At 45.9% G+C, this 12,098-nt stretch carries 11 protein-coding genes; 3 read left to right on the top strand and 8 right to left on the bottom strand.

The features are described from left to right. Window positions 1–471: 471 nt before the first annotated feature. Together KIO97_RS00440 and KIO97_RS00435 are read right to left on the bottom strand one after the other, a co-directional pair. Window positions 472–780, bottom strand: a complete 309-nt coding sequence (locus KIO97_RS00440; protein ID WP_043883155.1) for an MliC family protein — start codon at window positions 778–780, stop codon at window positions 472–474. Beyond that, window positions 777–1,238, bottom strand: coding sequence for an ecotin family protein (locus tag KIO97_RS00435; RefSeq protein WP_038891045.1), 462 nt, complete (start codon window positions 1,236–1,238; stop codon window positions 777–779). The genes KIO97_RS00440 and KIO97_RS00435 overlap by 4 nt, the downstream gene beginning before the upstream one ends. 200 nt (window positions 1,239–1,438) lie before the next feature. On the opposite strand from KIO97_RS00435, the gene KIO97_RS00430 reads away from it, so the two are divergent. Next, the gene (locus tag KIO97_RS00430; protein ID WP_005428272.1) at window positions 1,439–1,858 is read left to right on the top strand and encodes a VOC family protein; all 420 of its coding nucleotides are present in this window, start codon (window positions 1,439–1,441) and stop codon (window positions 1,856–1,858) included. A 129-nt stretch (window positions 1,859–1,987) separates the two neighbouring features. Further along, window positions 1,988–2,239, top strand: a complete 252-nt coding sequence (locus KIO97_RS00425; RefSeq protein WP_005428362.1) for a TIGR03643 family protein — start codon at window positions 1,988–1,990, stop codon at window positions 2,237–2,239. Between the two features lie 37 nt (window positions 2,240–2,276). Here KIO97_RS00425 and KIO97_RS00420 read toward each other — a convergent pair whose 3' ends face one another. From KIO97_RS00420 to KIO97_RS00405, 4 genes are all read right to left on the bottom strand, one after another. Continuing rightward, window positions 2,277–2,996 carry a GTPase gene (locus KIO97_RS00420; RefSeq protein ID WP_285380430.1) on the bottom strand — a complete coding sequence of 240 codons (720 nt, stop codon included), beginning with the start codon at window positions 2,994–2,996 and terminating at the stop codon, window positions 2,277–2,279. Between the two features lie 524 nt (window positions 2,997–3,520). Beyond that, a complete protein-coding gene (gene ygjK / locus KIO97_RS00415; protein WP_285380428.1) occupies window positions 3,521–6,211 on the bottom strand; it encodes an alpha-glucosidase in 2,691 nt (896 codons plus the stop codon). 260 nt (window positions 6,212–6,471) lie between these two features. Next, complete coding sequence (locus KIO97_RS00410; RefSeq protein ID WP_032802841.1) at window positions 6,472–7,239, bottom strand: transcriptional regulator; 768 nt, start codon at window positions 7,237–7,239, stop codon at window positions 6,472–6,474. A gap of 456 nt (window positions 7,240–7,695) precedes the next feature. After that, on the bottom strand, window positions 7,696–8,829 hold the full coding sequence (locus KIO97_RS00405) for an MBL fold metallo-hydrolase (protein ID WP_285380426.1): 1,134 nt from the start codon (window positions 8,827–8,829) through the stop codon (window positions 7,696–7,698). A gap of 157 nt (window positions 8,830–8,986) precedes the next feature. Between KIO97_RS00405 and KIO97_RS00400 the strand changes: the two genes are divergently transcribed. Beyond that, on the top strand, window positions 8,987–9,232 hold the full coding sequence (locus KIO97_RS00400; protein WP_012130247.1) for a Rho-binding antiterminator: 246 nt from the start codon (window positions 8,987–8,989) through the stop codon (window positions 9,230–9,232). An 86-nt stretch (window positions 9,233–9,318) separates the two neighbouring features. Here the strand turns inward: KIO97_RS00400 and KIO97_RS00395 are convergent, their stop codons facing one another. Beyond that, a complete protein-coding gene (locus KIO97_RS00395; RefSeq protein ID WP_005434843.1) occupies window positions 9,319–10,806 on the bottom strand; it encodes an MDR family MFS transporter in 1,488 nt (495 codons plus the stop codon). Next, entirely contained in the window at window positions 10,803–11,828 is a 1,026-nt protein-coding gene (locus KIO97_RS00390) for an HlyD family secretion protein (RefSeq protein ID WP_285380424.1), read from the bottom strand. Before KIO97_RS00390 ends, KIO97_RS00395 begins: the two co-directional genes overlap by 4 nt. Window positions 11,829–12,098 lie beyond the last annotated feature (270 nt).

Here is a 12,098-nt window from a genome sequence, read left to right as displayed (position 1 = left end):
AAGAGATATGCCATTGAACAAATCTTCACCGAAAAAGATAAAAATCATTAAATATCATTAACTTTAAAAAACAAAAGAATCAATAAAGAAAGAAATTATGGGAAAAATGAAGGAGTAAACATTTATGGGAATAGGAGAATTTTCAAAAAAGAGAGAAAAAAGTGATAAACGCAGCCAATTACATCAACTTTAAGTGATAGAAGACCTAAATAGGTATTACTACTTTGTTACTAGTAACACATTGAACATTAAGATTTTATAAAATAGGCAAATGTCTCACCTCAGCTTACGATAAGTCTGCTTGACTTGCCTGTAAACATAGAGCGGAAAACAGGTACAAAATAGAACTGGTGCAGCTCTGTGTAGAGACGCAAGTCCTCAATATTCGCTGGAATCACTCGCCGAATACAATCCGTTTAGCTTTTGAGTATAAAAAAGGCTCGGTATCAACCAAGCCTTTGAGCGATCGGATTACTTCGTAATGCGACATGTACTCTGCGATATTTCATTGACGATCAAAATCGCTTCGTCACCTTTGGTGTGGAGCACTAACATTTGGTCATCAGATAGATACCTTACACCTGAAGCCGAGCGGACCTGTTTGAGCTCAAGCTCTCTTCCGCCATCAACGGTAATCCGCGCTTTTTCCTGCTCAAAACGGGCAGCAAACTGATGGCCGTCATCACACTGATATTGGTACTCCGGCACATTGGAAGTACAGCCTCCAAGTACAAGCAAACTACCTAGTGTCAAAGTGATTTTAGCCGGAAGAGAAATCATTCTTCAGGTGCCCAAACGCGAATGTTCACGTCCAAATCCGCTGGCGCGTAAACTACAACAGGAAGCTTGCTGTTGTAACGGTAAAGGTCGCGTGTTGGCATTTGAACGAAAGTCTCGACCTTCTCCATGTCTTCAGGGCAAGCCATAAGCGTAGAGATGCCACCCGCTGGTGAAGCGTCAACTTGGTAGTAAGTGTAGCCCCAGCCTTCTAGCGAATGCTCGCTAACACTGCCGCCTAGAGAAACACGGTTACAGTCTGTTTCCATCATTTTGCCTACCACAAGCTCAACGCGCTTATCTGCTTCGTTGCTTGCTGGGTCTACATAGAAAACGTGCTTCGTCATGTTCTCCATCTCTGGGAACATCTCTGCTGATGGGCGAGATACATCATTTGCTGAGTTCATTGCCGAACATCCGCTCAGTGCCAATGCACCTGCGGCCAACCAAACTGCTTTCATCGTTTTTTCCTTTTTCATATGGATGGGCATATTGTAATGGGGAATTCTGATTTAATGTGAGAGCACGGTAGGATTTGAGGCTGGCTCTCACAATTACGACGCTCTTAGCAAAATAAACGCGCGTAGTTATGCTGGCTCTGGCGATCAGCTTGCTGGTTTAGTGCGTATACTTTTCTCAATGCTCGAAAAAGGAACACGTCATGGCAAACCAACGAAACCCCATTGAAATCAAAGCTCTCGACCACGTGGTATTAAGAACGGATAATCTCGATGCGATGCTCCGTTTCTATCGAGACCTATTGGGGTGTCCTATCGAGCGAGAGTTGCCCGACTTAGGGCTGACGCAGTTACGTGCTGGCACAGCCATCATTGATTTGGTGACGGTTGAGAGTGAACTCGGCAAGTTAGGCGGTAAATCGCCAAGCCAAGATGGCCGCAACCTCGACCATTTCTGCCTACAAATCGCGCCTTTTGAAGAGTCTGAGTTGCTTGAATATCTTCATCAACATAACGTCCATGTCGAAGAGTTTGCCGAACGATATGGTGCACAGGGCTTTGGTCGGTCTGTGTATTTAGAAGATCCAGAAGGCAATGTGGTCGAGCTTAAACCACAGAAATAACTCGTTGCTATTCCTAACTTTATGTCCTCATTTTATCGACTAGAAACGGCTTCCAATTAAACCGTTTCACCGTACATTACGTATGTGTGTTCCTAAGTTTAAATAGGCAACCTTGATTAGGAACACACCATGACACTCAGCGACGACGCTCTATCCAGAATCATAGAAATGGCATGGGAGGACAGAACCCCGTTTGAAGCCATTGAGCATCAATTCGGCCTAAACGAAAATGGCGTTATCAGCTTGATGCGTCGCCACCTCAAACCCCGCAGTTTCAAGCTTTGGCGACAACGTGTATCTGGGCGTAACACCAAACACTTAAAACTGCGCTCACCAGACGTGAACAGAGGCTATTGCCCAACGCAGTACAAACAACGTTGAGCCTCTCGCCAAGCCTTTAGACTCAAGCACTCTACGCCTAGACCATAAAGTAAGGCGCACTGTCTCGCATGAATTCCGCCATAGAGGCTAGGTAATCCCACGTTTCTCGGTAGGTGTGGCTCATGCATTGCGTGAAGGCTTGGCACAGTGACGGATCTTCTTCCAACCACTGGCTGACATGTTGCGCCGTGTAAGAAACCTGCCTCACCTCATCATCTAAAATCAGCTGAATGGTCGGTCGCATCTCTTTCAGATACGGAATATCCGATTGGTCGATAAAACTCAGTTGAGAAACCAATAGACACCAAGAACGAAGTTCGACGGAGTGAGCTCGGAAAAGGTGGATTTTAATGTCGTCGTAAAAGTGGCTCACATTGCTGAAGTCACTCGACTTTTCTTCTTGATATACCTCGGTTTGGTAACCTGTTAATGGGATCAAACTGGCGTACATGGCCGAGTGGTTTCTGTCGTTTTGGTAGTGATGCATGATCTGCTGCTTCATCTCACCCTGAGCGTAACGATTGGCGATCATTTTGAGTCGCTCGGCTCCCTCTCCTTCGTTGATGGCATTGTGCAGCAAGTAATACGCCATGGTTTGTTTGCTCTGGAATATTTCGCCAGTGAGCTTACCCATCTCTTGAGGTGTGAGTGAGGAATCGGAATGTAGGTAGCTGGCAATAGAGGCTTTGTACTCTTTAGAGGGCACGAAGTCATTGTCTTCTAACAAGTTATACAGGCTGGTCTGTAAACAGTTCATGTCACCTTCCTTGATGGTGCTGCATCGCAACACGTCATACTGACGACTAAGAAAGTGAGGTATTTATCAATACGCTCCTTTGAATGAGGAAAATTCAGGCGGCAATGTAGAGTTTGGAGTTAATTTCGGCTCGGAGCGACTGAACAGCGGCGAGGTTAGGGCAACTCTGAATGCTTTCGCATGAATATCTAACGACCTCATTGATTTATGAAGCATATATTTTGTTACAAAACAGTTAAACGATCATTTTATAAATGTTATGTGTTGAAAATAGGCAGAACGAGATGCGGGACAGTTACTGATTGTTTTTTAACGGGAAGTGGCTTTGTAGCTCAGTTTTTCCAGCATACAAATTTTAGGAATTTGCAGAAAATTAGTGTGATAACTCTATAAAAACCGGACAATTTTCACCGTCCGGTTTGATCTTACTGAGCCTAATTTGAAGAGGGTTAAGCGGTTGCAGATGCTAGGGGGGTCATCTGCAACGCTTAATATTTGACGTGTTAGTGACTCACTAACAGGTGTTATTTGCCCACGAAGCCGTTGTACAACATGTATAGGTGCGCAGCACTCCAAGAGAAGTTGTTTGCGCCCTGCACTGCACCCGTTTCAGGGTTGTAGTTTTCCTGAATTGGCGTCGTTTCCGTTAAGCCTTGTGCGTTCTTGAATAGCTTATCCACCATCTGACGCGCTTCCACACCGTAACCGTAGTTGTCCATACCACGTACACCAAAGTAGAACTGATCCAGCCACACACGACCACGCCAGTAAATGTCTGGGCCGTAAGCCGGGTTATCCATTGACGCCGTGCCAAGTGGGATCATTGGTGAGTTAAACTTGCTGGTATCAAGCATGTTCTTCACTACTTTATCCGCGTGCTCTTGCGTTGCCGCGTTGTTGAATAGTGGAGACCAACCTTCTGGCCCCATGCCGCGTTTCACCAACATTGGACCAGCACATTGGTTGCTCAAGCCTCCAGGTACCACTTCGATGTCGTAGTAGAATCCAGTTGATTCATCGAACATACAGCGGTTGATGTACTCTTTGGTGTCTTCCGCTTTCTCTTTAAACTCAGCCGCTTTATCTGCTTTACCCAGTACTTCTGCAATTTGAGATAGGAACAGGTTATCTGAGTACCAGTAAGAGGCTTGGTCTACCGACTCTTGCATCAGCGAATAGCCAGACAACTTGTTCGCTTCGTCAGTGTTCTCGTTGAACTTCACTTCCCAGTCTTTCTTCGCTAGAGCCAGTTTGTCCATGTTCTCTGGCGAATCATCACGGTAAGTCACCACCGAGCCATCTTCACCCATGACCATGTCGTAGGTGTTGTCGAATCCGTTGGTATCGTGTGCGTAACGACCCATTTGGTCGATCACTTTAGCTTCGTCTTGTGTCGGCAGTTTAGACATACCTTGTAGGTTGTCGATAGTGTCGATAAAGCCAAATACACCTGCGTTGTCACGACCAGATTCCCAACCCGCAGCTACTTTTGCAGGGATGCTCATCGCAGTGTAATCACCGGACGTTAGCAACTGGTTGTATTTCTCGATGCCAGTCTCTTTGATCCACTTGTCGCCATTCGCTTCGTCTTTGTACTGGAACTTCATGTCGTCTACTGACGCATCCGATCCCCAAGAACCATCATTCACATCATCTTCAAATACAGTATGAATTGGGTCTTTTGCTGCACCGTATTCAGGGATGCCGTTTTTGTTTGTATCGCGAGCACGCAGCCACCAATCGTGGAATGCCACCAACTTCGGATACATCTCTTCTAGCCACTGCTTCGCTTCTTCCGGACGGTTATGCTCGTCTTTCAGTGCGGTGTAAACTTCCCATACTGCCCATGCAGCTAGAGATGGTTTGGTGTTGCGTTCGTTCCAGTTCAAACCGTCTGTCGCCAGTGGGAACACTTTTTTGTATTCCGCAGACATGCCTTCCCAACGTTCAGCTGGCAAGTTGTAAGTCACCACGTCAAGCAAGTAACCTTCATCCCAAGGGCGAACAGGATCATCAGACTGAACTTGGTATTGGAATACAGTACGAATGTTTTCCATCGCCACATCTGGGTTGAAGTGAGCCATTGCGTACGCTTGTTTCCATGTATCCCATGGCCATGTCATGTTGCCAGAGAAGTAAGGCGCAGTTACCGATGGCGTTACTGTGTCGTGGTCAATGGCACCTGCTGCACCACGCCAGTTTGCGCTCAGTGTTTCCATCGCTTTTACTGCAACGAATTCATGTTCTTTTGAAGCGGCATCGTTGGTTAGACCGTTTTCTAGGTACTCTTCCCAACGCATTGCTGAATCGTGCATGTAGCCTTTCGGATCGGCCATCACGTCATCTAACTTCGCAAACTCAGACGCTTGCTCTTCGGTGTTTTGCACGTGCGTGTAAGCCGTATATAGCGTGATTTCTTCGCCATTACCTAGCTCTGCCGTTTGGACAAAGCCTTTCTTGTCATCGTCGATGGTCGACGTTTCTGGCTTGATAGAGCGTGTTACTTCAAACTTAGAATCGCCTGAAGTCAGCAGAGACCAAGAGGCACGAACCGCGCCAAAAGACACTTCTACGCCGTTTTCTGTCGCGGCGATTTCACGTGAGTAAGTAGGGTATGCATCTTCAACACTGCGCACTGTGCTGTCGCTGTTTTTGTATAGTTCACCATCGTCAGCACGGTAATCTTGCATCAACTCACCGTCCCATTCGCCTTGAAGAACCAGCTTGTTCGGGTTCTTGATGGTGGTTTTAACAAGAGACGTACGGTCGGTCACAAAGCGCATTTCAAGTTCGGCAGTGATGCCGTTATCGCCTGTGTACTCTTGAATCAGTGCGCCTGGTTGCGAGTAAGCGTCTGTTAGCTCAAGCGGCATCGCTTCACCGTCAACCATCAGTGTTAGACGGTCGAAACGTGCAGCCATGAATGACACGTATTCTTCCGTTAGCAACGCGGTACCACCTAGGGTGATTTCGCCACCTTGAGTATCTAGCGTATGACCATGCCAAGAACCGTTATCGAACATAGGAATGTAGCGAAGGTGACCACCATGAAGATCACGCAGTGCCACTGGCACACCTGCACGGTCAATGGTGTTGTGGAATTCAGCCGCTTTCAGAGGCGCTTCCACATTCGAGTCATTATCACTACTGTTGCATCCACTAAGTGTTAGAGCAACCCCGACAGCAATCGCACATAAAGAAGTCTTAAAGTGCATGTTATATCCCTCATTTATTGGCTTTTGGTCCTAATCAGGCGAAAAAAGGTCGAGACGTGCCCTGCCGATTTTCGATGATGAAGATTCAGCCTTATTTATTTCACTTTTGGATTTGAGAAGAGATCGGTTAATTTGTCTCTTCTTCGTTTGACCTATTTAAATAACAGGTCATTAATTTTGGATAATAGTGGGTCTTTGATGCATTCATGATCAAACACACCCACTTAATATAAATTCTTTATTTTGTGATTAAATAGTCACTATTTTTCATTCGCCATCGAGATGGCTTTTAATAATTCACCGTCAATATTCGGAATCGTATCCGAAAGGAATATCTGGTTGCCCGGCGTGTAAGTCATTAAGACGTTTCTCAGTCGCTTGCTACCTTCTCCGCTCTTGTTTTGCACATCAAACTCTATCAGTTTGTTGTACACCTCATTCGCCAGTTTCTCTTCCTGCTCTTCAGTGATAGCAATGCGTCCCATGCAAATCGGTGGTCGCACATCATGGCTAAACACTTCATCTCGAAAGCGCTTAGCAAACAAAGTATCGAGCTTAGAGCCTTCTTCGAAAATAAAGCGACCTTGGTCTTTAAAGCGGTATTGGTCATCACCTTTTAGCTCGATGTAATCCATCATTTCCAATGCGCGGAAATAAAGGGTGATCGAGGTATGGGTCAATTGGTATTTACTCGCAATATCTTGCGGAGACCATTCCTTCCGACGTAATAAATACAAGAAATCAAACAGGTACGGATACTGGTGAAATATTTCACTGTTAATGTCGGTGATAAATTGCTCGTTTTCTTGTTGCAGCTGTTTACCACGCATGGACAATTCGACTAAGTCAGTATCTAAATGAGTGGCATACGAGAGTATTTTGTCCAACCCTAAAGACGTGTTGTGTAACTGTCTCTTGATGGTTGATAGAGGAATCCCCATTCCAGCAGAGAGATCGGAATAACAAATCCCTTTCTCTTTAATTTTTTCTCGTAAAGCAGCAAGTAAGTACGTTGCAGAATTATTCATCTAACAATGCCTGTTTTAATTTCTTCAGCATCCCTGATGATATATTCAAGAGAATCCTACTCTTGTGATGCTGGTTCCAATTATTCCCAGCACTCTTTATCAATTAAATCGGTTTCAATGATGAGACTTTTACTTGTTGTTAACTGATCAAGTTTTACCCATTACGTTCACACTTTGACCAGATATTTTAAGCCTTATCAGTATGGCGACGAGTATAATTGTTTTGATGCGTAAAATTAAGTTCACAAAGATTTTTAGTAAAAGTTTTCTCTCAGAAGGTTATTTTATTAGGTGAGAAGTATCAAAAAGTTGTACTCAGAGATTTATTATCGTGAGGGATCACAGAAAAATAGTGACTCACTGGTAATTTATCGATTCGATGACCAGTAAAAATCTTGTTATAAGGAGCAAGAAAGTTGGTTAAATTAACCGAGGTATTATTGAAGCGCCGTCATATTATACCCGTATTTTTCTAGCTTGCTCACATAATTTATTGGCTTGCCACCAAAGCTTATTTTTATATTCTTTTGCCACGTAAAAACTCTCTCCCGCCATCGGGGTTATCAGCTCAATGTGATCAGCTTGGCAATGTTCAATCAAGTCCTCAATGGGCTCATCCCATTTGTGCGTAAACAACTCATACGTTGCCCAGTGCACAGGTAGCAACTTCTTCGCTTGCAGGTCTTTGAATGCGCGTACGGTGTGATGCGCTTGCATGTGTCCCCAGTTCTCAACCGGATAACCTTGGTTGCCTTTCACATCTGCTGCGACTTCCAAACAGGCGATATCAATCGGGCCGCAACGCTGAGCGATTTGTGCAAAGTGACTATCGTACGCACTGTCACCGCTGAAATAGAGTGTCTCTTGCTGCCCTTTAACAACCCAAGATGCCCATAAGGTCGAATTCTTATCCAGATAAGTGCGCCCTGAGTTGTGATTGGCTGGCGTGCATATTAGCTCAACGTTGGCGTAATGAACGCTCTCCCACCAATCAAATTCCACCACGTTATCAGGTCTAACGCCCCAACGAATCAAATGCTTACCGACACCGAGTGGCACGTAAAATGTTACGGATTTATCAGAATAGTAGCGTATGGTCGAAGCTTCGAGGTGATCGTAATGATCATGAGAGATCACGATAACATCCGGAATCGGCAAGCTATCACGTACGGCTGTATTGGGGATATTGCGCTCAAACCATGCCTTCGCAATCAACGGCGACGCGTAGTCGAATACAGGGTCAGTCAGAATGCGTACGCCATCGGTCTCAATCATCAAAGTGGAATGCCCGAGCCAAGTGACTCGCATCGCTTGTTGTCGCTGTTTAAACCGCATGGGCTCTATCGATGAATAAGGCAACTGATTATCGGGACTGAGCGGTGAACGTCCGCCCATGTAGGCCCAGCACACTTGCCAAAAAGACTGAGGGCTTGGCACATTTGGCATCTTGTCTTTGACGCGTCCATGTTCAAATTGAGGAGAGTGGTTAATGCGATGCGCCAACTGCGCGTAGTAAGTGTGAGGAGTAATCAGTGATTGCGTTGCGCGCTCACGAGCCAAGTACGTGTTTTTAAGTGTCGTTTCAGACATGTCCTATCTACGTCTTGTTCACTAAACTATGGTTTTAGTTAAGCCTGCTTGTATGTCTTTTTCATGACCAAAATAGGGCGTAAGATGAAGATTAGGTTTCAGAGAAGTATTTCTGTCCTTTATCGGTCTTGATAAGGAAGAGAGAAGGAGAAAAGTTATGGTGACCTGCAGCCAATACGATTTTATTGAAATCGCCTGTATGTTTAATCTGCCCGTACAGATCACCCTCAAAAACGGTGAGAAACATCAAGGCAGCGCATTTGATACAGGCTACGATATTGAACGACAAGAGTGCTTATTTTTGGATATCGATGGCGAGCACATTTCGTTCCCAACCGAGCAATTGATTGCAATGAGAGCACTCAAAGACAATCCGCATTTCAGTGAAGTGACCTTCGGTTAACTGCTCGAAAACCGATAGAACAGTTAGACATAAAAAAGCGCCCTTAACTGGCTGAGTTAAGGGCGCTTTTGTTTGGCTTTAGAGGTTTACCTTGAGCGGATAAATATCAGCATCGGCATCATGATAACGAACATCACCCCGACCAACTGGAAGGTGTGCACAAAGGCCACCATTTGCGATTGCTGATGGAGCATGTTCTGGTATTGCTCCAATGCCGCAGGATCAGTAATCGATAATCCCTGTTTCGCAGCCCAGTCATGCAACACTGGGTTGTAAGGGTTAAAGCCTTCTCCCAAAGCATGCCATTGCTGTTGGCTGTCACGGTATTGGTATGTAGTCGCAATCGAGATACCAAACGAACTACCAATGGTGCGGAACAGGTTAAAAATACTCGCCCCTGCCACCGACTGCTCTTTCGGCAATGTCATGTACGCCAGTGTCGATAGGGTCGAGAAGGTCAAACCTAAACCCATACCCTGAATCATACTTGGCATCACGATCCAGAAGGTATCGATCTCCATGGAGTACAAGGTCATGAGGTAACTACCAATACCGATACAGGTTAGGCCAAAGACAATCTTCAACCTTGGATCGAATTGTGGGTTAATCACAATCACCAATATCAGCATACAGGCGGACGCCAGCCCCCGTGGTGCCATTAACATACCCGTGGTGGATACTGGGTAGTTCAATAAGCTTTCGAGCAACATCGGTTGTTGAGTGGTCAAGCCGAACATGGCCATCGACACCACCGCCATCATTAAGGACGAGACCATGAGGTTCTTGTCCTTGAGGAGCCACAGAGGCGCAATGGGGCTCTTGGTCTTCCAACTGCGGTAGATCCACATGATTAAGCCCATGATCGCCAGCAGCACTGCGGTTTGGATGATGCGAGAGTTGAACCAGTCTTCGTCGTTACCTTTGTCGAGCACAAACTGCAGCGCACCGACCCCTAGGGCCATATAACCAATGATCCACCAGTCGAAGTTCGGTTTGGATTTGTTACTGATGTGGATGTAGCGATAAATCAGCGCAGTACACACCAAGCCAAATGGCAAGTTGACGTAGAAGATCCAACGCCAGTTGATGTTATCAGTAATCACACCGCCCACTACCGGGCCTAAAATCGGACCAAGCAAGATACCGATGGAGAAGATCGCCATCGCCTTGCCTTTTTGTTCGGAAGGGTAAATCTGAACCAGTGTCGATTGCGCTAGTGGAATAACCGAGGCACCAAACGCACCTTGGATAATACGGAACACCACCATCTCTTCGAGTGAACCCGCTTGTCCACAGAAAGCACTGGCAATCACAAAGCCGATTACTGCCACCAGCATGACTTTACGCTCACCAAATCTCGATACCCAGAAACTGGTCATCGGAATGAAGATCGCCTCAGCCATGCTGTAGCCAGTTAGCACCCAAGTGATTTGGTCTGCCGTTGCGCCCAACGCACCCATCATGTGTGAAAGCGACACGTTAGCAACGGTCATGTCTATCAGCACCATGATGGCCGAAAGCATCACGGCGACGGTGGCTATTCCCCGTTTGTCGGCCGTAATCTCATTACTCATTGTGCGTTACTTTTCAGATCAACAGTCACTTCAGAACTTGCACCCACACGTAATTGTGGCGCGCCTTCAGGTACTTCAAGCGTCAAACGCACAGGGAAGCGTTGTTTGATTTTCACCCAGTTACCGGTTGCGTTTTCTGGTGGCATTAGAGAGAAAGATGTACCACTTGCTGGCGACAGTTCTTCCACTTTCGCATCCCAAACTACGTCTGGGTACATGTCGATCACGACTTCAGCGTGCATGCCTGCTTTGATGTGTGTTAGGTCAGTTTCTTTGAAATTTGCGCGTACCCAGTAGCTATCTTTCACAATCACTGGGAACAGTGTTTGGCCAATGCCGACAACAGAACCAGTATGTGTGTTGATTTCACCCGCAATACCATCGACAGGAGAAGTGATGTCAGTGTAGCTCAAGTTCAACTCAGCCTGTGCAAGTTGCGCTGCCGCTTGTTGAACAACCGCTGCTTCTGCACCTTCTTCACCACGGTTTGCAATTGCTTTTTCTACCGTTGCACGTGCTTGTTCTAAGCTTGCTTGAGCGTTAGCGAGTTTGTTCTTCGCGGTATCCAAGTCTTGGTCAGACGCTAGTTTGCGTTTCACTAACGAGTTAGTACGTTTGTATTCCAACTGCGCTTCGGTCAGGTTAGAACGCGCCGCATCCAATCCCGCCACCGCTTCAGTCACTTGCTTGTCGGCTACATCATGCTGTTGCACCGCCAATTGGTAAGCCGCTTTGGCTTGTTTGACTGCTAGCAGGTAAGGACGAGAATCAATCTTTAATAGCAGATCGCCTTTGTTCACCACTTGGAAGTCTTTAGCTTCTACTGAGATGACTTGGCCTTGAACCTGAGGAGCGACAGACAGGATTTTAGCTCTTACATAGGCGTCTTCCGTGCTCGGGTGACTGTCGGAATATTGCCAAGACCAGTACATCGCACCGAAGGCGATAGCACTAACGAGAAGGAAAAGGATTTTGGTCAGTTTGGATTTCGAAGAGGATTTCTTCGCGATATCGTCGCTCATTTATATTGTCCAAGTGTTCAATTATGTGATCAGTGTAGGATTTTTCAGCTTCTGAACAACAAGATGATCTGAAAGGTTAAGTTCCGATTTTGAGCGTTGATCATTTGTTCAAATGATGCGCAAAGACATTCACTCTCCAATCGTGCATAAAGTATAGAAGAGGGAAATCCAATGGGGTGTGATAGACAGAGTAGGAATGGTTCAGCAATAACAGACAAAAAAAGAGGGGCAATCCCCGCAACTGCCCCTAAAAGTCATGCCAATAATATT

The organism is Vibrio sp. B181a, from assembly GCF_030248375.1.
GTDB lineage: Bacteria > Pseudomonadota > Gammaproteobacteria > Enterobacterales > Vibrionaceae > Vibrio > Vibrio campbellii.
Note: the sequence above shows the minus strand (reverse complement) of the source record. Positions and strands in the feature narration are given on the sequence as shown.

Bases quoted from the DNA above. Each gene is read 5' to 3' on its own strand.
- KIO97_RS00440 (WP_043883155.1), bottom strand. From the start codon at position 780: ATGATTTCTCTTCCGGCTAAAATCACTTTGACACTAGGTAGTTTGCTT.
- KIO97_RS00435 (WP_038891045.1), bottom strand. From the start codon at position 1,238: ATGAAAGCAGTTTGGTTGGCCGCAGGTGCATTGGCACTGAGCGGATGT.
- KIO97_RS00430 (WP_005428272.1), top strand. From the start codon at position 1,439: ATGGCAAACCAACGAAACCCCATTGAAATCAAAGCTCTCGACCACGTG.
- KIO97_RS00425 (WP_005428362.1), top strand. From the start codon at position 1,988: ATGACACTCAGCGACGACGCTCTATCCAGAATCATAGAAATGGCATGG.
- KIO97_RS00420 (WP_285380430.1), bottom strand. From the start codon at position 2,996: ATGAACTGTTTACAGACCAGCCTGTATAACTTGTTAGAAGACAATGAC.
- ygjK (WP_285380428.1), bottom strand. From the start codon at position 6,211: ATGCACTTTAAGACTTCTTTATGTGCGATTGCTGTCGGGGTTGCTCTA.
- KIO97_RS00410 (WP_032802841.1), bottom strand. From the start codon at position 7,239: ATGAATAATTCTGCAACGTACTTACTTGCTGCTTTACGAGAAAAAATT.
- KIO97_RS00405 (WP_285380426.1), bottom strand. From the start codon at position 8,829: ATGTCTGAAACGACACTTAAAAACACGTACTTGGCTCGTGAGCGCGCA.
- KIO97_RS00400 (WP_012130247.1), top strand. From the start codon at position 8,987: ATGGTGACCTGCAGCCAATACGATTTTATTGAAATCGCCTGTATGTTT.
- KIO97_RS00395 (WP_005434843.1), bottom strand. From the start codon at position 10,806: ATGAGTAATGAGATTACGGCCGACAAACGGGGAATAGCCACCGTCGCC.
- KIO97_RS00390 (WP_285380424.1), bottom strand. From the start codon at position 11,828: ATGAGCGACGATATCGCGAAGAAATCCTCTTCGAAATCCAAACTGACC.